This window comes from Shewanella sp. SM29 (assembly GCF_025654245.1).
GTDB classification, from domain to species: Bacteria; Pseudomonadota; Gammaproteobacteria; order Enterobacterales; family Shewanellaceae; genus Shewanella; species Shewanella oncorhynchi.
Genome location: NZ_JAKKRN010000004.1, coordinates 100,764 through 123,091, shown reverse-complemented (window position 1 = coordinate 123,091; position 22,328 = coordinate 100,764). Strand labels below are relative to the sequence as shown.

Here is a 22,328-nt window from a genome sequence, read left to right as displayed (position 1 = left end):
AAAGCAGATAAAGCACCGCACTCAAGGTTAAGCTCAAATCAACCCTTCCCAAAAAGTTTAATTCCAAGGGCTATTTCACTCGCAGATATTTTACAGTAAATCCGGCAACATCTATCATACTCAGACATATTTCTACTTAAGATCACTCCTATGCACCGCTACCTCGCTCTCGTGTTTGCCCTGCTAATACCACTACTGAGCCTTTCATCCCAAGCGCAAACTGAACCTGTCGCTGCAATCGAAAGCCCATTAAGCACTCCTGTAACGCTCAAGGCAGAACTGGCAATGCTGCAACAGGCTATCGATACGGATATACGTAAACTAAAAAATGCCAAAGGCGAATTGAAGACAATTGTTGAATATCGAATTTAAAACAAAACCTTACAGTTACGTAATAAGATTAAAGATCTGCTCGAAGCAACGCCAATCGACAAGGCTTTTCTGCAGCCATTAATCCAAGGACAACTTAACTACATCCAACAAATTGATGCTTATATCGATGACAACATTAGTAAATTGGAACAGCAATTAGGTTCGAGCACAGATGATGCGACTCTGCTGGAAATATCAAAGCGCGAATTAGAAAAAGACACCTATTACAAGCAACAACTCGAGACGCTCAGTTGGCTCGAACAAGTTGGCCAAGATATTAGCGAAGCACAAAAATCACTGATGCAAATTTTAGTTGCTCGTGCCGATACGCTAGAAAGTTTAGTGACTTATACCCAGCAACAACTACAAACAGCAATCGATACCGCAACTAATGCAGGTAAAGATGTCACTTCGGCACAAACCAGCCACGTAATGATGCTAAAGGAACGCTTAGCACAAAATAGTCAGAGCTTAAATATCGACATCAGCCTACTCGACGCCTTAGGCCATGATACCGCCGCGCTGAAAAAGACACTCTTTAGTGTTTCAGGTGATATAACTCAAGATGTGTTGAACTTTGATGTGGCATCAAGTCTCGTTGAGCAGTGGCTAAATACGGCACAAGAACAAGCGATTAATCACGGCCCAACCGTCGTGTTTAAGTTATTTGTTTTCTGTTTGATCTTGTTTATTGCGGGTCTCGCCGGCAAGTTAGCCAAACAGATAGTGAAAAATACCGTTAGCAATTCTAAGTTGAATTTAAGTAAGTTATTACAAGACTTCTTCACCTCGCTATCAGGTAAAGCCGTCTTTACTATCGGGCTGTTAATCGCCCTTTCACAGCTTGGGATCGAACTTGGTCCCTTGCTCGCAGGCTTTGGTATCGCGGGTGTTATTATTGGTTTTGCCCTGCAAGATACCCTGTCGAATTTCGCCTCAGGCATGATGATCTTAATTTACCGTCCCTATGATGTGGGCGATTTGATCAACGCCGCTGGCGTCACCGGACGCGTCAGTCACATGAGCCTTGTCTCCACCACGATTAAAACCATGGATAACCAACGTCTTATTATTCCTAATAATAAGATTTGGGGTGACACAATTAACAACATCACAGCTGAGCATCAACGTCGAGTCGATATGACCTTTGGGATCAGTTATAGCGACAGCATCGAACAGGCTGAAGCGATTCTCAAGTCCATCGTCGAAGCGCATCCTAAGGTACAACCATTGCCAGAACCGACGATTAAACTACATCTATTGAGCGAATCTTCGGTCGACTTTATCGTTCGCCCTTGGGCAAAACCGGAAGATTACTGGGAAGTGTATTGGGACATTACCCGCGAAGTGAAAATGCGCTTTGACGCCGAAGGGATCAGTATTCCCTTCCCACAGCGTGATGTGCATATCTATCAAACTACGAAATCACCGCTTTAAACCAGCGTTAAATGAGAGAAGAAGGGCGTTGCAATGAGCTCGCCCTTATTTTTTATCTCTGGCCTATAAATCTCTGCATCAAGTGTTAGCCTAAGCCGACTATCTCACCTTGCGCATCAATATCAATTTTTAAGTAACCCGGTTTCAGCCCAAGTCCTGGCATAGTCATCACATTCCCCACCAAGGCGGTAATAAACCCCGCACCAGCATGCAAGACTAAACCACGCACTGGGATCTCAAAGTCCTGAGGAACGCCCTTTAAGCTAGGATCGTGACTAATTGATAACGGCGTTTTGGCCATACACAGGGGCAAATGTCCATAACCTAATACGGCCAGCTGCTGCGCCTGTTGTTTGGCCTCGATAGAAAGGCTAACGCCCGCTGCGCCATACCCCACTTCGGCTAAGGTGGATAACTTAGCCTCCAATGAGGCTTCATCTGAATATAACAGCTTGAACTGACTCTCGGTTTCAGCGGCGCGAACCACAGTCTGCGCTAAGGCGACAGCGCCCGCCTCCCCTTGGCTAAAAGCATCGCTGACCTCACAGCCAAAGGCGCTGCTCGCGTTAACAGCCGCAGTTAGCCATTGCAACTCGGCATCAGTATCAATGGCGAAACGGTTAATGGCAACCACCACAGGAATACCATATCGAGCCACATTGTTGATATGCCAGTTTAAATTTTCAAAGCCCGCTTCGAGTCGAGCCTGATCTGGTAGATTGATATCTGACGCAGACACCAAACCACTATTGGCCTTCAGCGCTTTTAAAGTAGTGACCAGCACAGCGGCAGCGGGCACCTGACCCGATTGACGCACTTTGATATTACAGAACTTTTCAAAGCCCATATCTGATCCAAAACCAGCTTCAGTCACCACAAAATCCGCCAGTCTGAGGGCGATATCATCAGCAATAATGGATGAATTACCGTGGGCAATATTGGCAAAGGGTCCCGCATGGATCAGGCAAGGTGAACCATTTAAAGTCTGCATTAACGTCGGCTTTATCGCATCCGCCATGATGGCCGTCATCGCACCAGCGACACCTAAGTCTTCGGCTGTGATCACTTGCCCTTGAGTATTTAATGCCAGCACTAGACGACCTATTCGCGCCCGCATATCCGCCAAATTATGACTTAAGGCTAAAATCGCCATTAACTCAGAGGCGGCGGTGATATCAAAACTGGAGGCGTACTCTGGGCCATTATTATCGCCTAAGCCCACCTGGATTTGCCTAAGACAACGATCGTTGTGATCGACCACTCGGTGCCAACGGATCTCACTGGGATCTATATCCAAAAACGCTTGCCCAGATTGCGCCTCAAATTCCGCCTTACCTAAGCGCGCTTCATGAAATAGCCGCGCCGCAATCGCTGCAGCCCCTAAATTGTGGGCACTGCTCACGGCATGAATATCACCCGTGAGATGCAAATTCATCTCCTGCATGGGTACCACTTGCGCATAACCGCCACCCGCAGCACCACCTTTCACCCCAAATACAGGCCCCATGCTGGGCTGGCGAATACAGGCACAGGCCTTTTTACCTATGGCATTTAACGCTTGCGTTAAGCCAATGCTCGTCACTGTTTTACCTTCACCGTGAGGCGTAGGCGTGACTGCGGTGACGATAATCAATTTTCCTTTGCGTTGCCCAGCTAAACGCTGCAACACACTGAGCTCGACCTTGGTTTTAGTGTGACCAAATTGCATCATCTCTTCGGGTAATAGACCTAAGTCGGCGCCCAGTTCATTAATGTCTTTTAGGCTAGCGCGATTCGAAATATCCATATCTGTCAGCATGCGTCGATTTCTCCCTTTCAAATACGCTTTGGTTTAGTATGAGGGGTTGCTAAGCACAACACTCATTGAATAGGGCGGATATTAGGTGATTGGCTTTAAGATATATAGCCATCGAAAGGGTTAATGAGCGATTCCTTAATCTGCATCAAATAATCTGTCCTGCGTTCGAGCGGCTCAAGAGCGCCGTCGCCGCCAATGAGATCGAGCTCAGTCATTAGCAATGGTTCAGTATCTGGTAGGCATCTATGGGTCACAGCGTACCTTGATTTTTGTTTCTCAAAAGCAACAACCATAAACAACAACGGCGCCAGAAGGCGCCGTGGTTGTATGTATTATTGAGTGCGGCTTAAAACTGCACATCGCCACTTAAATGAGGTCGACGGCCTTTGCTGTCACGTAATTCAAATACCATATTATTAGCATTCTGCTCATAGCCAAATCCAACATCGGCAGGCATCAACAGTGGCAGTTTAAAGGTCACATCCACAGTAAATGGACGATCGCCAATGCTTGGCATCAACTCCGCCAAACAACGGGCCTTAGACCACATACCATGGGCGAGCACGCGATCAAAACCAAAACGCTTTGAGAGCACAGGATGCAAGTGGATCAAGTTATAGTCACCAGATGCCTTAGCATAACGACGACCTAAATCTTCACTCAAACTCCAGCTTTGTGGCGTTTCCCACGCCATATCAATGGCTTTAGGTGGACGAACCCGACGTCCAGCAACATCGATACGATATAAATAGGTGGAAAGCGATTCCCAAACGAGTTCTTCACCCACAAACGCCTTAGACACAAATTCAAACTCTAAGCCAGAATCCGTCTCACGGCTTGTGGTCAAGGCACACTCGAGGGAGAAAGTCTCGTCAACCGTTACAGGGCGATACACTTGAATGCGGTTCTTTAGGTGGATCATCCCAAGCAGTGGGAAAGTGATGCCATCGTGGGTAAAAATCACCGCATGCAGGCGAAATGCCATCACGTACAAATAGGTTGGCGGCAGCACTTTACCGTCAAATTGAAAACCACACACCTGCGCATATTGGCTTACTTTAGTTTCAGACACAGTCACATGCGGCGCAGTCACCTTTATATAGGGCAGCGGTTGCTGATCCCAACCCGGCTTACGGCCAAAGAAGATCTTGCGATAAAGAGAAAACAGCGACGGCATCGCGTTCAATTCAACACAATATGCATTATTCAAGTCTGAGTACCTTTTAATTAACTATCCCTTGGCACATAAATGCATTGCCATAAATTACCCCGCACAGACGAGTAACGTCTGCTCAATCAAGTTGATAACGAGTGTAAAACAGGCAGTGCTGCGTCTTAATAAGGGCTGATGCTGACTCTCCGAATGGACAACTATACCCAAACAACCTGAAAATGCAGGATTCAGCGGGAATTTAACGCACTTTAGGCAAGGCCCTTTATTGCTCCTGCATAAATGGCATTAACGCCATCCATGGCGATTGCGGTTATTTGCGGACCTAGCGGGCTAAGTTCAAAATAACCAACACAGCATAAAGTGCGTTAAAACCCGCCGGGACGGAGCGCCTAGGATGCTTCACTTCCGTGTTGCATCAATTCAAAAGGTGGCCGACATTCTGTCATTGATGCGCCTTGAATTGAAGCATCCTAGGCGCTCTGAAACTCGTATCTTCAGGTCGCTTGGGTATATAGAGTCAGGTTTGGCGAAAACGGCGTGATTATAACCCAGAGCACAGAGTTCTGTGTATCCCTAAGTTTAGTAGGAATAATTACTACTAATAAAATCAATAGATTAAAAATTAACGATGCAAATTTATCCATCTCAACTCGGCAATAACATCTCCAGAGTGCGAAAAATTTACGACTGTGCCACACTATCGTTCCACTCTCTTTAACCTAGTTATCACGTGCAAGATAAGAATTTTGATAAGCTCGCGCAAAAATTTGCGAAAAACATCTATGGTACGCCCAAGGGCGAAATTCGTGCCGCTGTGCTATGGCGCGACCTCGTCCCCGCGCTGGCAAAACTGGGGGATAAAAAACTCAGAGTATTAGATGCGGGCGGTGGTTTTGGTTACTTTAGCCAAAGATTAGCGCGCCTCGGCCACGAAGTTGTACTCTGCGACATCTCTGCTGAGATGCTGGCTCAAGCCAAAGAACAAATTGATGCCTCACCTGAACCATTAGCTATCCAGCTTATCCATGCGCCTATCCAAGCATTATCGGTCGATAACCATGGCTATTTCGATATTATACTGTGTCATGCGGTCGTTGAATGGTTAACGGATGCTAAGCCCACTGTAGCGGGTTTACTTACTATGCTAAAACCCGGCGGATTATTCTCTTTGATGTTTTACAACAAAGAAGCCATGCGCTTTCATGCTTTAGTGTCGGGCAATTTCGATTACGTCGCCGCTGATTTAAAAGTGAAGAAGAAAGTGCGACTAACTCCCACTCATCCGCTTTATATTCAAGAAGTTAAAGATTGGTTTAGCGAGTGGCGAATGTCGCTCATCAGCCAGTCTGGCGTGCGTGTAATCCACGACTATTTGAAAAAGAGTCAGCCCGCGGATTTCGACTATCACAAGCTGCTACAAATGGAGCTGGAGTACTCGCAACGCGAACCCTATATTTCGCTGGGCCGATATGTGCACTTTTTAGGGCAAAGCTCTGCAGTGTGAGCGCGCGTCATTACAAACGCGCTGCCTAAACGATTACTGACAAGTCTGTTTCCAGCAGGCGCTCACTTTGGCGCCTGCTTGTTCTAGCAATTGCACCACGCTTTTATCCCCCACCACATGGCCAGCACCAACCACCACAAACAAAGGTGAAGCCACGTCAATCGAGCCCATTAATTTTATAATGCCATCGGCCATCGCATGGTTTCGCTGCCAGAGGATTTTCTCTAGCATTTTAGTGTCGCCCTCGCCGCCCATTTGCTCCTGCATTATGGAATCAAGCTCAGTTTCATTACCTGAACGCCAAGCCGTTATTAACGATAAAAGCTCCGCATCCGATGCGCTAATCGCCTCACGCACCATAGACCACTGCTCTTGACTATTAAAAGACGCTAACAATTGAAATTGTGACTCGGCGGTTTCCAACGGATACACAGGCAAAGTCGCATATCGAGCCATCAACTGCATATCAACGCCATAATCCGTGCTGTAACCTAAGTCGTTATAACGCAATAAGTTAACTTGAGTAGCCTGCAGCCAAGGTGCGAAAGATTGAATCGACTGGCAAACATTTGCCGTGGCCGCGCAATAGGGCGTCATGCTCTCGACCGTTTGCTTATCTCGGCTCTGCCAATCTAAACCCTTAGTTTTATCGGCGCGGCCGTATTGCTGCAGTAAGGCTGTGCTATCGACTTTATTGATATCGACTTCTACGACTAAGCCCTTAGCTTTACCCAACGCAGTTTCAATTTGGGTGGGTAAAGGATAAAAGTCGGCACGTCCAATATGAATCGAACCCAGCAAATACGCGCTCTTGCCTTGCCATTGCACTTGATAAAATGGTGGTTTATCGGTTTCTGCGCCCACCACTTTTGCGCTCAAACCCGCTAACGCCATAAAACAGATTGATGCAATTAGTCGCCATTGGCTTGTTGCCATATCCTTTGCCCCTTATAATTCCTGCAAATTTTGCAATGAGACGCTGTTATGCCACATACCAAGGTTGTAGAGCAACTGAAAGAAAATCTTCAAATCGCCTATCGCCAAGCCATAGACGCCGACGCTAAGTTAGATGAGCTAAAGAAAGCTGGCCATGGAAACTTCACCAGCATATTCACGGCAGAACAAGGTTTTATCGCTTCGAGTAATCGCTTTCTGCCCTATGTGCAAGAGTTGGTCGATGACTTAACTCGCATGGAAGGACATCAAACGCTCGATCCTAAAGAACTCGAAACCTATGTGCGTCAGTTAGGCGCATTACTGCAAACATTGCAGGCCTTTAAGAAGCAAAGCTAAACCGAGATTAGGAGCTGGAACTCACCTTAGATTTCAGCTCTTTCCATGGCATATCCAATCAAGCCCACCAACACAGATAGATAGCACTAAGCTTCCCCAAAACTGTCATCATTTTGTCATTTCTAAGTCATAGACTCCGCTCACATAGACGAAGAGGCTGACGTAATGACAAGTTTAGATCTGGCTAAAGAGCTCGATAAAATAATCTCTAAAGCGGCAATCAGTCCCTTATTTCAGCCAATTTTCAATATATTAGAACATAAAATTCATGGTTTTGAGGCGTTAAGCCGTGGCCCTGAACACAGCCCGTTATACTCCCCAGTCCCGCTATTTCAGACCGCCGAACATCAAGGTAAATTAAGCGAGCTAGAAACCCTTTGTCGCCGTATTTCACTCGAGCAATTTAAGTTGCGTCAGTTTCAAGGCAAGCTGTTTATCAATATCTCGCCCAAGGCATTGTTAGATCCCGCCCACCCCAAGGGCATGACCTTACAACTGCTGCAACAACTTGGCATAGCGCCATCACAGGTTGTGATTGAACTGTCAGAGCAATATCCCGCCGATGATATCGATTTACTCAAATCCTGCTTAAATCACTATCGTAGCCAAGGTTTTTTAACGGCGATCGATGACTTAGGTGCAGGTTATTCGGGTCTGAGACTCTGGTCAGAATTGTCACCTGACTATGTCAAAATCGACCGTCACTTTATCCATCAGATTGATTCGACTCCCGTAAAACAGGAATTTGTCCGCTCGATTGTGGAGTTATGCCAAAGCTTAACCTGCAAAGTGATAGCCGAAGGAATTGAAACGCAAGAGGAATTAGCCGTACTCAAACAACTGGGTATCGTCTATTGCCAAGGCTACTTACTCGGTCGTCCAGAAGTGCTCCCCTGCCGCGCGATGAAAGCGACCTTAGTGCCGAGCAATACTCAAATTCAACCTAGATACAGCGAATCGGCCGAGAGCCTGTGCACGAGCGCCATAACCGTAGTGCCTACACTTAAACTCAAATTTTTAAGTGACACCTTTATCTCGCAACCTGCATTACAGGCGGTTGTAGTGGTCGATAACCAGTTGCCACTCGGTATTATCAGCCGCGCGACCTTACTTGAACTCTTCAGCACACCCTATGGTCGCGCCTTACATGAAAATCATGCTGTGAGTGAAGTGATGGACCCGCAAGTTATCCAGATTGAGGCCAACGAACCGTTATCCACCGTAAGTCAATTACTGACCTCAGAGAGTGCTAATACGGTAGCGCAACAGTTCATTATCCTTCGCCGTGGAAAACTACTCGGCATAGGCCATACCAAGGATTTGCTACAAAGGATCACAGAGCACAGAATTAAGATGGCGCACCATGCGAATCCTCTGACAGACTTGCCGGGTAATGTGCCCATTCAAGAGGAATTAAAACGCCTTAAGATCCAAAAGAAACATTTTTATCTAGCCTATTTTGATCTGTGTAACTTTAAGCCCTATAACGATATTTATGGATTTTGCCGTGGCGATGAAGTGATTTGTGAAGTGGCGAATCTGTTACTGAAGTATAAAAGCGACAATTGCTTTGTTGGTCATGTCGGCGGCGATGACTTTGTAATTATCAGCACCTGTGAGCATATGATCAGCCGTTGCCAGCGAATTCTAGCGGATTTTGAAACCCATAAGCATTTGTTTTATAGCGCAGATCACTGGCAGGCCCAGGAAATGCTCGCCGACGATAGAAAAGGTGAAGCCTGTTACCATCAATTGATCAGTCTGTGTGTAGGCATTTTACCCCCCGCACTCACCTTTAACGCCCATGAACACAGTCTATCTACCTTAAGCGCTAGGGCAAAAAAACAGGCAAAATCCGCAAATAACGGATTTTACCTGTTAGAAAATCATCTGATTATCGACACTCAGACCCTAACGGCATAGCTAAACAGCTTAAATCCTCAGCATTAGCGACCGATATGAGATATTAAAGCTGTGGTGCAATCGTCTTCTTTAACCACTCGGTTAACATTTTGGTTTCATACATAAAAGGTTTATCATTTAAAGATTGGATCCCATCCATGAACCCCATATTCGACAGTTTTTCATCACCCGCGATAATCACTTTATCGTTTTCCATGACTTGATAAGAAAAAGTCATACGCGGCGGATAAATGTCTTTGATAATGCGTAAATCATTGGCGGTCGCACCAAATGTTGGACGCATATCACCCGCAAGATCAACATCGGTAATGGTCATTTCAAGCTTTTGATTTGGTTTTAAAATCTTCGCGGCTTCTTTATTGATGTTTTCAGTTAAGGTCTCAAATAATCGCTTCTCATAACGGGATTGGAGCTCCCCTGATGATTTTATATCGCGATAATCTTTAGGACTTTGCCAAACAATTTTAACCACACCATCTTCGGTGACGGGATCCACAGGCGCTTCATCGGCCGCCCAAGCCGCACTGCAACTTAATACACCTGCGAGTAAAAGGGACTGAATTTTCATGTTTGCCTCCAAGGCCTAGATAACTTTCTTGAGAACTACAGTACAAAATCTAACCTGAACTAGAGCTTAACGCAAAACTGATATAAGTACAGCAAATGTGTCGTAAGCTTTTGTATAATTGAGTAAATATTGTTTAACCATCACAACCGATACGTATCTTTTTGTATCGAGATTGCACCAAGTAAGTGCATAGTTATCAATTTGTGAACATTTCACGCGCATAACGACAAAAAAAGCGTTATCCTTCCGCTATTGTTTACATTGCCCACTTAATAAAAAATGAAATTCCCTGTTGTACCTGTGTTCATTCTTATCCTGTTTACCTGCGTCGTAAGTGCGATTTGGTTTATCTCCCCGAGTGACAAAAATACTGGCCCTAAAACTTGGTCAGCCTTTATCTACAACCATGGCTATGATTCAGGAAAATATAAAAAAACCGATAACTTTGACAGCTATAATACCTGCCGCGATTTTGCACGCGAACAATCTGCCTTCTACGACAATGTGCCTTGGGAATGTGGATCTATGTGCCAGTTCGATACTCGTAAGCAAGGATTTCAATGCGAAGAAATGAAGAATGAGCACTAACTAACCATTCAGCATAGGTTCAATATTTATACAATAAACTCAGCTCCTCACAGTACAACTCGTTTTCTTTACCGTCTAAGGATGCACGATTTAGAACTAACGTGTTAAACGTAATTTTTAACTTGGAGCTTACCTATGAACCTAAAAACGGCTTATCTATTCAACCCATATTCACGAAAACTCGCTTTATTGGCACTGCTGACAATTGGAACGAGTATCAGCCTTTCAAGCCAAGCTGCACCATTGACCATCAGCCAGCAACAAGCTGTTACTGTTCATTTGAGTAAATTGGCTCAGGCGCAAAATGCGGCTGAACATCAAATGACAGAGCAGCTTAAGCAAGATTTTAGTCAACAATTAACCACGCAAGAACATGAGTTTATGAGCGACATCTGCCCTAAATATGGCATGACCTTCGATGTCACTACCAACGCTTGCTTACGCTCGTAAGGTATTGCCAAGATTAAAATGGAAAACGGGCACTCAGTTCAGGGTATTGCAGCTTTAAATCCTTGGGCTTAGTGCTAAATTTTTTACCCACGGGCGTCGCCTTGCCCGATGGCATAAAGGGCAGTTCCTCACCGGTTCTATCTTCGTATAATTGCCCTGCGATAAGGTCGTATTCATCTACAAAAGGGTAAGCATAGGCATCTCGCTCTGGCCAAGCGACTAAACGTGCTAGGGCGTCAGGCTGATTAACCACACCTTCGAAAATTTCTTTACCAAGTGAAATCAAAAAACACCTAAACTCGGCAAAAGCATATTCAGAATCACAGCCCGTAATAATGTAGGCCGCCCCCCAAACAGACCACAAATAACTACGGCGCATCTGCTGACCAAAGATTTTATCGAAAGCTTTTAACTCTTCATTACTCAATTCGGCAAGTTTCTGCTTCAGTGCTTGAGTCAAAGACTCCTGTGATTGCGCCGCTTCCGTTCGCGTGACTAAACCCCAAAACTCAACTTCTGTCATAAACGTCACCTATTTAGAGCCTCTAGTAAAAAGGCATATTCTACACGATATTACGGTTATACTGGACTCGGATTAGGGCATTTCCTACACTTGCTCATCTTCTTTGCTACTGGTGTGCACTTCAATCTATGCCTAAACGTCTTATACTACTGATCACGTTATATTGCCTCTTCAGCATTGCTGCACTTTGGCGTACTGTGATGACTCAATCCCTTGATGTATTCACCCTAGGTGTCCTCCCCGTGCTCGTTGGCATACTCATACGGGCGCCGTGGTCTAGCTTAGTGTTGAAGATTTATATTGGCATGCAAACCTTAGGATTCTCGGCACTGGGGATTACAGCAATTATTGCCTATCGCATTACCCCTGAGGATGTAAAAGTAGTTGTTTCTGGCCACAACATTCCTATGTTGCCACTCACAGTGAGCATTATTGTTATTTTACTCGTGCAGTATTGGATCGCATTTTCTAAGGTCACGAGACACTATTTGACCCGCCAAACTCAGTAATGGACTTTGTTGCTAAGCTGTTATCAACAGCGTAGCTTAGCGACCCAGTAAAATACTTACGACTTTTAACTTGAAGTAGACTATGAGCCATTTATCGCCCAGCGAACTTTCCATTCTTTTGGTAGAACCTTCAGAGACACAGCGTCGAATTATTATTCAGCGCTTACAACAAGAAGGCATTCTCAGCATTCAAACCGCAGAAAACATAGAAGCGGCTAAAGATATTATTGCTCGCCATAAACCTGACCTTATTGCGAGCGCCATGCATTTCGATGATGGCACTGCCATCGATCTCTTGGGCTACTTAAGGGCCAACGCTGACTGCAAAGATATCCAATTTATGCTGGTCTCGAGTGAGTGCCGCCGTGAGCAACTTGAAATATTCCGCCAATCGGGTGTAGTAGCGATTCTACCTAAACCCTTCAGTGCCGACCATTTAGGTACAGCATTGAATGCCACGATTGATTTACTCAGCCACGATGAACTCGACCTGAGTAATTTCGATGTACAAGATGTGCGTGTATTAGTGGTCGATGATAGCCGTATGGCAAGAAACGTCATTAAACGTACGATTGGTAACTTAGGGATGAAGCTAATTACCGAGGCCGAGGATGGCGCGCAAGCCATAGCGTTAATGAAACACAATATGTTCGACTTAGTGATCACTGATTACAATATGCCGAGTGTAGATGGGCTAGCTTTGACACAATTTATCCGCAATGAAAGCCAACAATCACACATTCCCATCTTGATGGTGTCTTCCGAAGCCAACGATACCCACCTCAGCAATGTATCCCAAGCGGGTGTAAATGCCTTATGTGACAAACCCTTTGAACCCAAACTTGTTAAAAAATTACTCTATCAACTGTTAGAAGAATAAAACCAGAATAAAACTTAAGTCACGAACTGAGTAAATATTCTGCGCTTTACTGAACATCTTGCTGCACGCTAGACGCAAAAGGCTTTCCAAGTGTTAAACCTTATGGCATGTTAGGCACGCTTATTTCAAATAAATCTACGGAAAGAAGAGACAATAAAAATGAACAAAACTGAACTAATCGCCAAAATTGCAGAAAATGCCGATCTAACGAAAGTAGAAGCAGCACGCGCATTGAAGTCTTTTGAAGCAGCTATTACCGAATCAATGAAAAATGGTGACAAAATCTCCATCGTAGGTTTCGGTTCTTTTGAAACAGCGACTCGTGCCGCTCGCACTGGCCGTAACCCACAAACGGGTAAAGAAATTCAAATTGCTGAAGCGACAGTGCCTAAGTTTAAAGCGGGTAAAACCCTACGTGACAGCGTAAACTAAGTTATAAAATTCAATACAACGCCTCCATTGTGAGGCGTTTTTTTTGCCCAATCCCAGTGAAGCACTGAATATTTTTTGCACAACAAAAGTGCGCCTCTGCCCCACAAACTGGCAAATAAAAACATTTCATTAACATTGCAAGTTCTAATACCTTGTTTTACATGGCATTGTAATAGTGGCATGTGATTAGCAAATCCTTCCTTAGAAAAAAACCAAGATGCACTAATGAACACAGCTGACTTTGAGTGTGCCAATGGTGAATCGATAAATAAGTCAATCGAGGGGATGAGCATGAAGAAATCACTGTACAGCGTTTTGGCCTTATCGACGGGAATGTTACTGGCAGGCAACGCCTTTGCAGCCGTATCAGGCAACATTGGCGGTACCTCTAATTATCTATGGCGCGGTGCGACCCAAACTAAAGATGCGGTCGCAATCCAAGGTGGCCTTGACTACAGCCACGATTCTGGATTTTATGCGGGAACTTGGGCATCGAATGTGGATTTTGGTGATGATACTAGCTACGAGCTTGATCTATATGCGGGTTATGGCGGCAGTATTACCGAAGACATCAGCTACGACTTTGGCTATCTCTACTACGCCTATCCAGACGCGCCAGGCAGTATTGATTTTGGTGAGCTCCATGCTGCTGTCACGTGGAAATGGCTCGAACTTGCTTACTCCCAAGTCATCAATGCCGGTGACGATCTGGCCGCCGATCCTTTAGATAATAAAGATCTCAGTTATCTTGCCGCGACGGTATCCGTTCCTCTCACTGAAAAGCTGAGTTTATCAGTGCACTATGGTTACTCAAACGGTGATGTCGTCCAATCTTGGTTTGGCGAAGATAATTATGCCGACTATAACGTGACTCTCAGCGCAGATACCAGCATAGGCACAGTGTCATTTATGGTCTCAGATACCGATCTCACCGATGATGATGCCAAACTAGTACTCGGATATTCCTACAGTTTTGATCTATAAGCTCTAAACATAAAAAACGCCACCTTAAAAAGTGGCGTCGTTTTATCACAATCACCTACTAGGCAATAATTGACCGGTTTGTTTTACGGGCCGCAACCATTTTCTCAATATATTCAACAATAGGCTCAGTCACTGAAATCCCTGTTGTTTGCTCAATCCCTTCAATGCCTGGCGCCGAATTAACCTCAAGGATCAGTGGACCACGGTTAGAACGTAAAATATCTACTCCCGCGACAACCAATCCCATCGCCTTCACAGCGGCAATAGCCATTTTACGCTCAACAGAGGTGATTTTTACCACCTCACCACAACCCCCTAAATGCAGATTCGAGCGAAAATCACCCTCGGGACCTTGACGTTTCATCGAAGCAACAACCTTGTCACCGACAACAAAACAACGAATATCACTACCATTGGATTCTTTAATGTATTCCTGTACTAAGATATTCGCTTTGAGCCCCAAGAATGCTTCAATCACGCTCTCAGCAGCCGTTTTAGTTTCAGCGAGTACGACACCAATCCCTTGAGTGCCTTCGAGTAATTTAATGACTAACGGAGCGCCGCCCACCATATTGATGAGATCTGGGATATCATTTGGCTTATTGGCAAAACCCGTCACTGGCATGCCAATCCCTTTGCGGGAAAGTAGTTGCAGTGCCCGCAATTTGTCCCGCGAACGCGCAATGGAGATTGAATCATTCGCGGCATATACACCCATCATTTCAAACTGACGTACAACGGCACAACCATAAAAAGTCACGCTAGCATGAATACGCGGAATGATGGCATCAAACCCAACTAATTCAGTACCTTCATAATGAATGCTAGGTTTAATAGAATTAATATTCATGTAGCAATTCAGCGTATTGATCACGACAGCTTCATGTCCACGACTTTGGCAAGCCGCGACTAAACGTTGTGTTGAATACAACTGGGGGAATTGGGATAAAATACCTATTTTCATTGCTGAGTGACCAACTTAAGCATGAGTGAATAAACCGTTCTGCGGCACCAAAAGCACAGCGACAGAAAAAGGGGCTGATATTTGTCTATTGCTCAGTGTAAAGCAAGAAAATATTCCTCACCAGACGAAATCATTATGCTAATGAAATACTTCAAGACCTATCACACTCGGAACTCGGTTTAAGTTAACAGCGGCAGAATATACTTAGCCTCAAACTCCGTTGCATCTAAGGGACGAGAAAACAAATAACCTTGTAATACAGTACAATGGCGAGAAGTGCAAAACTCAGCCTGCTCAATCGTTTCAACGCCCTCAGCTACTGATATGACATTAAACCCATGGGCGAAGTTAAGTAATGCAGCGAGCAAACAAGTGTCTTTATCATCCTTATCATAGGAAGCGACAAAGCTTTTATCGATTTTCAGCACGCTAATGGGAAACAATTTGATATGTTCTAAGGACGAAAAACCCGTCCCAAAATCATCGAGGGCAAAACGCACCCCTAACTCGGCGATTCTATCGAGCATTTTGGCATGTTCATGGGGATCTTCAATAAGGCAATTTTCAGTAATTTCAAGCTCTAATGCTACAGCAGGAAGTCCTGTCTTAGTCAGCGTACTCGCTATTTTATCAAACAGGTTCTCATTTCCAATTTGCGATGCAGACAGGTTAACGGCAATGGTAAATTCTCTCCCTGTTGGCTGTAATTGGGTTAACCAAACCTGTGCCTGAATACAGGCTTGTTCAAGCACCCAATCATCAATGTCCTCCATTAATCCTATCTCTTCGGCTATGGGTAAAAACTGATCTGGGGCGATAATACCATCCACAGGATGCTGCCAACGGACGAGGGCTTCCATCCCCACCAGCTGATGGGTTTTCGCATTCACTTGCGCTTGATAATGAACCTTAAATTCATTTCTTTTTAAGGCAGTACGCAAACTCGACTCGATATGATTACGGTAACGTACCTCTTTATCTAAAGCTTCTGAGTAGAACTGAATCTGGTTTCGGCCCATTTTTTTAGCGCGATACATGGCAATATCGGCACATTTCATCAGCTCAGAACTATTCGAAGCCGCTTCATTATAAAAAGCCACACCGATACTGGCACCAATAAGCACATCGTTATCACCGAGACAAAACACGTCCTCAAACACTTTGAGCAATCGATTAGCCACAATCATAGGGAAATATTTATAATCATTATCAGTGACTAGCACGACAAATTCGTCCCCACCTAAACGGGCAATAATGTCGCCATCTCTTAGTACTTCACTTAATCGAGCGGCTACTTTAACTAAAAGAATATCCCCCGTCTGATGGCCTAGAGTGTCATTGATCGCTTTAAAATCATCTAAATCGAGTAAGATAACGGCTAAATAGTCGTGACAACGTTTGGCCCTTGCTATCGCTCGATTAAGACAAAGTTCAAAACCATAGCGATTAACCAGCTTAGTCAACGAATCGTGTTCAGCTAGCTCTTTTAGTTTTTGGTGGCTATTACGTAACGCCAACGCCATTGAAGATCTTTGTTTCGCATAACGAATTGCACGGGTTAGTATCCGCGAGTTGACCTCATCTTTAAGCAAGAAGTCCTGCGCGCCTAGTTCAATACAGCGCTGAGCCAGTTTCTCATCTTCATAGCGACTCAGCATAACGACTACGGTCTGATCTTGCGTCATGGCATTGAGCTTGATCAACACTTCTAAGCCATTAGCATCGGGTAATAAATAATCCAATAGAATACCGTCAAAATGACGTTCTAATGCGAGATTTAAACCATCAAATGCACAATTTGCTTCGACCACATTAAAAGTCAACTTTGACTGTCTGAGTGCTCGGATGATCGCAGTTCTATCAACTTCATCATCATCGATCAGTAGTAAATCCATATACTCACCTTATGCGGATGGGAGCTCCACTATTCGCCAGTAACCTTCAAGCATATTAAAAATATTGTTAAAACCATCTTTCATATCAGTTTTAACCATATAACCAGCCACATGATGGCTATAGGCTTTCATCCTATCTTCATCGGTACTCGACGTGGTGAGCATAAAAACGACAGACGAAGAAAGAGAAGGATCTGAACGTATTCGCTCAAGGAACTCAAACCCATTCATTCTTGGCATATTAAGATCCAGCAAAATAAGATACGGACCTTTGATCGTGTCTAAACTCGTTAGAATAGTTAATGCTTCGATCCCATCCCGAGCACGCACTAAGGGATTGAGTAACCTCAATTGTCTCATCGCCCGCTGCACGGCCATGTAATCCACGTCATCGTCATCAACCAATAAAATGGTGACCTGTTGATAGTGATTTGCTGCGCTCATAGAAGCTCCTTTTTCACTATTTGCTTAGGCCAACTAAAGCAAAAACAACAACCTCGGCCCTGCGATTTAAGCTGAATCTCTCCACCTAAACTTTCAACCGTTTTCCTCACAAGTGATAAGCCTAAACCACTGCCTTCAACTTCATCCCTTGGTTTAAGTGTTTGAAAAATCTCGAAGACTTTTTCATGATATGAGCTTGATATCCCCGGACCATCATCTATCACACTGAATCGATACTGCTGATCAAACGCCTCACATGAAACCGTAATCACACCTGTACCTAAGTCATGATGTTTTATGGCGTTACTGATTAAATTTCGTATAACTAATTCCAACAATGGTCTTACGGTATAAAAATTCGGAAATTCACCTTTTAGGACTAATTCAAATCCCTGTGGCGGCGCGACGAGCGCAAACATGTCTTCAACCAATTGCCGACTTTTCACTTCAGTGGTTTCGGTATCGACACGACCAATCCGAGAAAACATCAATAGTCCATCGAGTAATAACACCATTCGATGAATACGACTTTGGATAAGCCCTAGGTATTTCTGTACATTTTCATTGGTGTTATCGACTAAATCCTCAGATAACCAAGAGGTTAGCTGCTCGATACCACGTAAGGGGGATTTCAAATCATGGGAAGCAATATAGGCGAACCTGTCTAATTCTTGATTGATACGCTCAAGCTCAAGCATATGTTCTGCACGCTGAACTTCAATACGTTTACGTTCAGAGACATTGTTAATTGTCGCGAGAATAGAAATGCCATTACTAAAATGAATAGGCGTCAACCCCACTTCAATTGCGAGTCGACTGCCATCTTTACAACAGCCAAACAGGTCATCCCGCATCGACATATTTTTCGCAATAGGCTGCACTAAATAGTTACTCATGTGCTGCTGATGAGCATCCCTTAGGGTTTCGGGCAATAACATATTGATGGAACGACCGAGTAACTCGTCTCTGGTATAGCCGAACAAACGTTCAGCATGGGTATTCACTAAAGTAATAAATCCAGATTTATCCACCATAAATAGCGCACTTGGAGAGGCTTCAATTACTAATCTAAAGCGTTTTTCGTTAGCAATTAACTCTGAAGTCAGTAAAGACTCCTTATATCGATTACGCGCCATAATTAACACAGAATAAAACAGCGCCAAAATGAATGCACAACCGATAAATTGCAGCCAGATACCTTGGGTCTCTTCCGATCTTGAGATAAAACGCGATTGTGATGAAATGTCCAAGCGCCACTGCCTACCGCCAATCAAGTCGGTCTGTGACTGATAAAACACATCTTTTTGATTTGGCAGAACTTTACTACTAGTAAACATTAAACTGTCGGCATTTGCCTGCGGGCTTTCATAAATGGCGAGCTTCAAACCTGAGAATCGATCCCCCATAATTCCTTGCATGAGGTCGTCCATCCTAAACGCCGCATACACGAGTCCAATCGCCTGCTGTTTCCGCTCTGCCTCCGTTGCCACAATCCCTTGATAAATTGGCAAATACATCAAAAAACCCGCTTTAGCATCTTCGGGCGTATCTTGCACTAAGGCGACCTTGCCAGAAATAGTTGGCTGACCAGTGCTAATGGCGTGCTCTATGGCTTTGCGCCGATTAGCCTCGGAGCACATGTCATAACCAAAAGCTCTTTGATTGCGCCAATCAAAAGGTTCTAAATACAAGATCACACAATACTGATCACGAACTCCTTCTGGGTACACTTTATAGTCTTTAAAGCCTTCGGCCTGAACTTGTTGGACGTGGGCATCTAATGTGTCAGGCTTAAGTAACTGAGCATAGCCAAAACCTTGAAAACCAGGGTAATACTCAGATAAATGAGCATTGATGACATAAGTTTGCCATTCCTGACGTGTCACATTACTCGACGATAATAATAAGCCAACGCCACCACGTAAGACTTGTTCATAGGCAAGCATTCTGCGATTTACGGCTTCTGTTAATTCTTGAACGCTATTTTCGAAACGCTCTTCACCTCTGTCCCTAAGATATTGCTCAAGCACATACCAAGAGATCCCCATGAAAAGTAAGGCTGCCACTATCATCAGCCAGCTAGAGCTCAGCACGCTAAAGTAGATATTATTAGATGGGGGGAGTGATTTAGAAAACTGATCCTTGTCCATGTAAGCCAATTCCCTAGCAAACGATTAACAACAAACACTGGTACAAGTGTTGTTGTAATTATGACTAAATTCAAGTTTATCCTACTATTTAACTCGGAATTAACCCGAATATATCTATGACTATACAGTGCTCTTAATCACAAAATAAGCAAAAACTAAATTAATCAAATATTCAATTGCTGTCTCGGGCCTACGCCAAACAGCAGTAAGCTGAATCATCCGACTCACGGGAAGAATTTTTCACCCTAACTCACAAAATTATTTGCTTTTCTACCATACTCTTTTTAGTTAGAAAGTCGTTAGGAACAACAAGAGGAATTCGTTATGGCTCATATTACTGAAGTCGTGCCCAACGATACTGAACTTGAGGCAATGACCACACCAAGAAACAGCAAAGCCGCCGAGGCAATGCAGCATAGACGCGAAGTCAAAAAGCGTTTAGAAGACTACCTCGAGCGGGCGGAGTTAAAACGTGCATTAGGAGATGACGATTTTTTCTAGCCAATTCTATCTCGCTATCTAGTGGTCAAAATGATGGGATGATGATCTCAGTCGGTGATCATTTGTTTCGAACTCGCTGAGTTTTGGCCCACTAAAATCGAATATCTCACCCAGCCAATAATGCTGGGTGTGACTCTGCTTTAGCTCACTAACCTCCAGATTTAATATCGCGTCATCACAGTCATTTTTACCACTCTTGTCGGCTTGAGTTTTGATTAACAAGCATTCAGCCTGAACACACTCAAATAACTCATCGCTGTCATGCTTTGCTCCAATCAATCTATTTCTATATCAAGAACAAAGCAGCTTTAATGTCATATCAATAAAATATTATTAAACAGATGGTTACTTATTTATGTCCCATAGACATAGCGCTAGAATTGTAACAAGTGCACCAAAATGATTCACAAAATCGATAACAGCTAATTTATTTAATCGGTATATTTTCTCAGCTAGCCTGCGAATCAATATGAATAAATGAGGTTTAAGGCTATGATTAGCCACATCTCTCTCGCTGAAATTACCTGCAGGATATACGGGAATGTCTGAGTCGTTAGCCCAATATCAACAAGATCTACGCCGTTTTTCCGATGAATTAATTCGCATTCAAACGCCAATAAAAATTTTAGATGCCATTAAATGGCCGCGGGAAATGGAGGAACGTTTTCTCTCCAATAAGGGCACGGTACTTCCGGCTATCAAGCAAGAGTTTTATCAAAACATTGCTTTACCTTTTGATCCTGTTAAAACCCAAGCTGAGCTAGCCTCCCTAAAACAGGACATCCATAGACGTTTGGGTAAACGAGACAAACTCGGCAAGATATTAGTGGCAAACGTCGATCAGTATCGCCTTGTCATTGATATGTTGGGGAGCAGAGGCACGCCAACCTTTGGTAAGCTCAGCCAAGAATTGTACGGCAGTGCTAGCCATAAACTGCATGGCGATCGCCATACCTTGCGCCAGTTAGGCGATAAACTCAGCTACATTTTCTCGCTGCCCGCGGCGAGGCACATGAATAAACACCACCCTAAAATTATTAGCGCGCCAGAAGCGGTTAACGTTCTCAGCCAACGTTTAGAAAAGTACTTCCATAGCGATGATATGCGTGTACGCCTTAGTGACGGTATCGTCTCTGACGCTGCAGTCGGTGGCGACACTGTTAAGCTCAATAGCAAAGCAATGTTCAGCGAATCGGATCTTAATGTATATGAAGTTCACGAAGGTTGGGTGCATGTTGGCACGACGCTAAACGGCCGAGCTCAACCCCACGCCACTTGGCTCAGTGTCGGTTCTCCGCGCGTAGCAGCAACCCAAGAAGGTCTAGCCGTTTTACTGGAAATGCTGACGCTAAGCTCAAATCCAGGACGGGCTCGGCGAATTAGTGACCGTGTTGCCGCGGTCGATATGGCTGAAAATGGTGCTGACTTTATAGAGGTATTCAATTATTTCAGAGGATTGAATCTAAGTGCGACAGACAGTTACCGTGTCACCCAAAGGGTTTTCCGTGGGGGTATGGTGGAAGGCGGCAGTTTCTTCACTAAGGATATTTCCTATGTACGTGGCTATGTGGAAAACATTAACTTTATCCGCAGCGCCATAACCTCAGGCCTTCCTGAACTCATCCCTATGCTATTCCTCGGTAAATTGGCGATCGAAGATATCCCCGTGTTATACCAAGCTTGCCAAGAGGGCATTCTGACTACGCCTAAATATCTACCGCCCATGTTTGATAACTTTAGTGGCCTTTATGCTTGGTTTGGTTTTGCATCAGGTTTAGCAGGAATCGATTTGAAAGGTGTACAGCGCCATTTCACTCGCTTATTTAAAGACGTACCGAATGTCGTCCCCGCCTTTGAGTTACTCGATGATACTGAATTTGACAACAACTCGGACTAATACAGTAACCTGATTGATTTAAAATAAAAAAGCTCACAACTA

General features: G+C 44.3%; 20 protein-coding genes and 1 pseudogene. 12 read left to right on the top strand and 9 right to left on the bottom strand.

What is annotated here, in order from left to right; all coding sequences use genetic code 11:
- Positions 1-150 precede the first annotated feature (150 nt).
- A pseudogene (locus L5L77_RS04105) lies at positions 151-1,809 on the top strand (mechanosensitive ion channel family protein).
- 85 nt (positions 1,810-1,894) lie between these two features.
- Here L5L77_RS04105 and L5L77_RS04100 read toward each other — a convergent pair.
- Together L5L77_RS04100 and L5L77_RS04095 are read right to left on the bottom strand one after the other, a co-directional pair.
- Positions 1,895-3,607 carry a formate--tetrahydrofolate ligase gene (locus L5L77_RS04100; protein ID WP_263163658.1) on the bottom strand — a complete coding sequence of 571 codons (1,713 nt, stop codon included), beginning with the start codon at positions 3,605-3,607 and terminating at the stop codon, positions 1,895-1,897.
- A gap of 346 nt (positions 3,608-3,953) precedes the next feature.
- Complete coding sequence (locus L5L77_RS04095) at positions 3,954-4,784, bottom strand: MaoC/PaaZ C-terminal domain-containing protein (RefSeq protein WP_106651707.1); 831 nt, start codon at positions 4,782-4,784, stop codon at positions 3,954-3,956.
- A 727-nt stretch (positions 4,785-5,511) separates the two neighbouring features.
- Between L5L77_RS04095 and L5L77_RS04090 the strand changes: the two genes are divergently transcribed.
- Positions 5,512-6,285 carry a methyltransferase domain-containing protein gene (locus tag L5L77_RS04090; RefSeq protein ID WP_105250303.1) on the top strand — a complete coding sequence of 258 codons (774 nt, stop codon included), beginning with the start codon at positions 5,512-5,514 and terminating at the stop codon, positions 6,283-6,285.
- A gap of 33 nt (positions 6,286-6,318) precedes the next feature.
- On the opposite strand, the gene L5L77_RS04085 is transcribed toward L5L77_RS04090, so the two are convergent.
- Complete coding sequence (locus L5L77_RS04085) at positions 6,319-7,221, bottom strand: TraB/GumN family protein (RefSeq protein ID WP_263184523.1); 903 nt, start codon at positions 7,219-7,221, stop codon at positions 6,319-6,321.
- A 48-nt stretch (positions 7,222-7,269) separates the two neighbouring features.
- On the opposite strand from L5L77_RS04085, the gene L5L77_RS04080 reads away from it, so the two are divergent.
- Both L5L77_RS04080 and L5L77_RS04075 read left to right on the top strand, forming a co-directional pair.
- On the top strand, positions 7,270-7,578 hold the full coding sequence (locus L5L77_RS04080; RefSeq protein ID WP_263184525.1) for a prephenate dehydrogenase: 309 nt from the start codon (positions 7,270-7,272) through the stop codon (positions 7,576-7,578).
- Between the two features lie 165 nt (positions 7,579-7,743).
- The gene (locus tag L5L77_RS04075) at positions 7,744-9,501 is read left to right on the top strand and encodes a GGDEF domain-containing protein (RefSeq protein WP_263184527.1); all 1,758 of its coding nucleotides are present in this window, start codon (positions 7,744-7,746) and stop codon (positions 9,499-9,501) included.
- 43 nt (positions 9,502-9,544) lie between these two features.
- On the opposite strand, the gene L5L77_RS04070 is transcribed toward L5L77_RS04075, so the two are convergent.
- Positions 9,545-10,069: a DUF3016 domain-containing protein gene (locus L5L77_RS04070; protein ID WP_131523944.1), complete on the bottom strand. Its 525-nt coding sequence runs from the start codon at positions 10,067-10,069 to the stop codon at positions 9,545-9,547.
- 279 nt (positions 10,070-10,348) lie between these two features.
- On the opposite strand from L5L77_RS04070, the gene L5L77_RS04065 reads away from it, so the two are divergent.
- Both L5L77_RS04065 and L5L77_RS04060 read left to right on the top strand, forming a co-directional pair.
- A complete protein-coding gene (locus L5L77_RS04065) occupies positions 10,349-10,657 on the top strand; it encodes a hypothetical protein (protein WP_105250308.1) in 309 nt (102 codons plus the stop codon).
- A gap of 135 nt (positions 10,658-10,792) precedes the next feature.
- Complete coding sequence (locus L5L77_RS04060) at positions 10,793-11,107, top strand: hypothetical protein (protein ID WP_263139850.1); 315 nt, start codon at positions 10,793-10,795, stop codon at positions 11,105-11,107.
- A 13-nt stretch (positions 11,108-11,120) separates the two neighbouring features.
- Here L5L77_RS04060 and L5L77_RS04055 read toward each other — a convergent pair whose 3' ends face one another.
- On the bottom strand, positions 11,121-11,630 hold the full coding sequence (locus L5L77_RS04055) for a DUF4240 domain-containing protein (protein WP_263139852.1): 510 nt from the start codon (positions 11,628-11,630) through the stop codon (positions 11,121-11,123).
- A 128-nt stretch (positions 11,631-11,758) separates the two neighbouring features.
- Here L5L77_RS04055 and L5L77_RS04050 point away from each other — a divergent pair, with 128 nt between their 5' ends.
- The 4 genes from L5L77_RS04050 (at position 11,759) to L5L77_RS04035 (ending at position 14,435) form a co-directional block, all read left to right on the top strand.
- Positions 11,759-12,139 carry a hypothetical protein gene (locus L5L77_RS04050; protein ID WP_105250311.1) on the top strand — a complete coding sequence of 127 codons (381 nt, stop codon included), beginning with the start codon at positions 11,759-11,761 and terminating at the stop codon, positions 12,137-12,139.
- Between the two features lie 82 nt (positions 12,140-12,221).
- Positions 12,222-13,019 (top strand): response regulator, encoded by a 798-nt coding sequence (locus L5L77_RS04045; RefSeq protein ID WP_105250312.1) that lies wholly within the window; start codon positions 12,222-12,224, stop codon positions 13,017-13,019.
- A gap of 159 nt (positions 13,020-13,178) precedes the next feature.
- Entirely contained in the window at positions 13,179-13,451 is a 273-nt protein-coding gene (locus L5L77_RS04040; RefSeq protein ID WP_006079990.1) for an HU family DNA-binding protein, read from the top strand.
- Positions 13,452-13,742: 291 nt separating this feature from the next.
- Positions 13,743-14,435, top strand: a complete 693-nt coding sequence (locus L5L77_RS04035; RefSeq protein ID WP_105250314.1) for a TorF family putative porin — start codon at positions 13,743-13,745, stop codon at positions 14,433-14,435.
- 58 nt (positions 14,436-14,493) lie between these two features.
- Here the strand turns inward: L5L77_RS04035 and rimK are convergent, their stop codons facing one another.
- The 4 genes from rimK to L5L77_RS04015 all read right to left on the bottom strand — a co-directional run bounded on the left by rimK (position 14,494) and on the right by L5L77_RS04015 (position 19,888).
- Positions 14,494-15,399, bottom strand: a complete 906-nt coding sequence (rimK, locus tag L5L77_RS04030; protein ID WP_113939182.1) for a 30S ribosomal protein S6--L-glutamate ligase — start codon at positions 15,397-15,399, stop codon at positions 14,494-14,496.
- A 179-nt stretch (positions 15,400-15,578) separates the two neighbouring features.
- Positions 15,579-17,294, bottom strand: a complete 1,716-nt coding sequence (locus L5L77_RS04025) for a putative bifunctional diguanylate cyclase/phosphodiesterase (protein WP_263184528.1) — start codon at positions 17,292-17,294, stop codon at positions 15,579-15,581.
- Between the two features lie 9 nt (positions 17,295-17,303).
- Positions 17,304-17,738 carry a response regulator gene (locus L5L77_RS04020; RefSeq protein WP_105250317.1) on the bottom strand — a complete coding sequence of 145 codons (435 nt, stop codon included), beginning with the start codon at positions 17,736-17,738 and terminating at the stop codon, positions 17,304-17,306.
- Complete coding sequence (locus tag L5L77_RS04015) at positions 17,735-19,888, bottom strand: CHASE domain-containing protein (protein ID WP_263222123.1); 2,154 nt, start codon at positions 19,886-19,888, stop codon at positions 17,735-17,737. Before L5L77_RS04015 ends, L5L77_RS04020 begins: the two co-directional genes overlap by 4 nt.
- A 324-nt stretch (positions 19,889-20,212) precedes the next feature.
- Here L5L77_RS04015 and L5L77_RS04010 point away from each other — a divergent pair, with 324 nt between their 5' ends.
- Together L5L77_RS04010 and L5L77_RS04005 are read left to right on the top strand one after the other, a co-directional pair.
- Complete coding sequence (locus tag L5L77_RS04010; RefSeq protein WP_006079984.1) at positions 20,213-20,389, top strand: PA3496 family putative envelope integrity protein; 177 nt, start codon at positions 20,213-20,215, stop codon at positions 20,387-20,389.
- A gap of 541 nt (positions 20,390-20,930) precedes the next feature.
- The gene (locus tag L5L77_RS04005) at positions 20,931-22,286 is read left to right on the top strand and encodes a flavohemoglobin expression-modulating QEGLA motif protein (RefSeq protein ID WP_263163680.1); all 1,356 of its coding nucleotides are present in this window, start codon (positions 20,931-20,933) and stop codon (positions 22,284-22,286) included.
- Positions 22,287-22,328: the final 42 nt, after the last annotated feature.

Bases quoted from the DNA above. Each gene is read 5' to 3' on its own strand.
- L5L77_RS04100 (WP_263163658.1), bottom strand. From the start codon at position 3,607: ATGCTGACAGATATGGATATTTCGAATCGCGCTAGCCTAAAAGACATT.
- L5L77_RS04080 (WP_263184525.1), top strand. From the start codon at position 7,270: ATGCCACATACCAAGGTTGTAGAGCAACTGAAAGAAAATCTTCAAATC.
- L5L77_RS04065 (WP_105250308.1), top strand. From the start codon at position 10,349: ATGAAATTCCCTGTTGTACCTGTGTTCATTCTTATCCTGTTTACCTGC.
- L5L77_RS04050 (WP_105250311.1), top strand. From the start codon at position 11,759: ATGCCTAAACGTCTTATACTACTGATCACGTTATATTGCCTCTTCAGC.
- L5L77_RS04045 (WP_105250312.1), top strand. From the start codon at position 12,222: ATGAGCCATTTATCGCCCAGCGAACTTTCCATTCTTTTGGTAGAACCT.
- L5L77_RS04005 (WP_263163680.1), top strand. From the start codon at position 20,931: ATGTCTGAGTCGTTAGCCCAATATCAACAAGATCTACGCCGTTTTTCC.
- L5L77_RS04025 (WP_263184528.1), bottom strand. From the start codon at position 17,294: ATGGATTTACTACTGATCGATGATGATGAAGTTGATAGAACTGCGATC.
- L5L77_RS04015 (WP_263222123.1), bottom strand. From the start codon at position 19,888: ATGGACAAGGATCAGTTTTCTAAATCACTCCCCCCATCTAATAATATC.
- L5L77_RS04075 (WP_263184527.1), top strand. From the start codon at position 7,744: ATGACAAGTTTAGATCTGGCTAAAGAGCTCGATAAAATAATCTCTAAA.
- L5L77_RS04070 (WP_131523944.1), bottom strand. From the start codon at position 10,069: ATGAAAATTCAGTCCCTTTTACTCGCAGGTGTATTAAGTTGCAGTGCG.
- rimK (WP_113939182.1), bottom strand. From the start codon at position 15,399: ATGAAAATAGGTATTTTATCCCAATTCCCCCAGTTGTATTCAACACAA.
- L5L77_RS04035 (WP_105250314.1), top strand. From the start codon at position 13,743: ATGAAGAAATCACTGTACAGCGTTTTGGCCTTATCGACGGGAATGTTA.
- L5L77_RS04060 (WP_263139850.1), top strand. From the start codon at position 10,793: ATGAACCTAAAAACGGCTTATCTATTCAACCCATATTCACGAAAACTC.
- L5L77_RS04040 (WP_006079990.1), top strand. From the start codon at position 13,179: ATGAACAAAACTGAACTAATCGCCAAAATTGCAGAAAATGCCGATCTA.
- L5L77_RS04055 (WP_263139852.1), bottom strand. From the start codon at position 11,630: ATGACAGAAGTTGAGTTTTGGGGTTTAGTCACGCGAACGGAAGCGGCG.
- L5L77_RS04010 (WP_006079984.1), top strand. From the start codon at position 20,213: ATGGCTCATATTACTGAAGTCGTGCCCAACGATACTGAACTTGAGGCA.
- L5L77_RS04095 (WP_106651707.1), bottom strand. From the start codon at position 4,784: ATGCCGTCGCTGTTTTCTCTTTATCGCAAGATCTTCTTTGGCCGTAAG.
- L5L77_RS04020 (WP_105250317.1), bottom strand. From the start codon at position 17,738: ATGAGCGCAGCAAATCACTATCAACAGGTCACCATTTTATTGGTTGAT.
- L5L77_RS04085 (WP_263184523.1), bottom strand. From the start codon at position 7,221: ATGGCAACAAGCCAATGGCGACTAATTGCATCAATCTGTTTTATGGCG.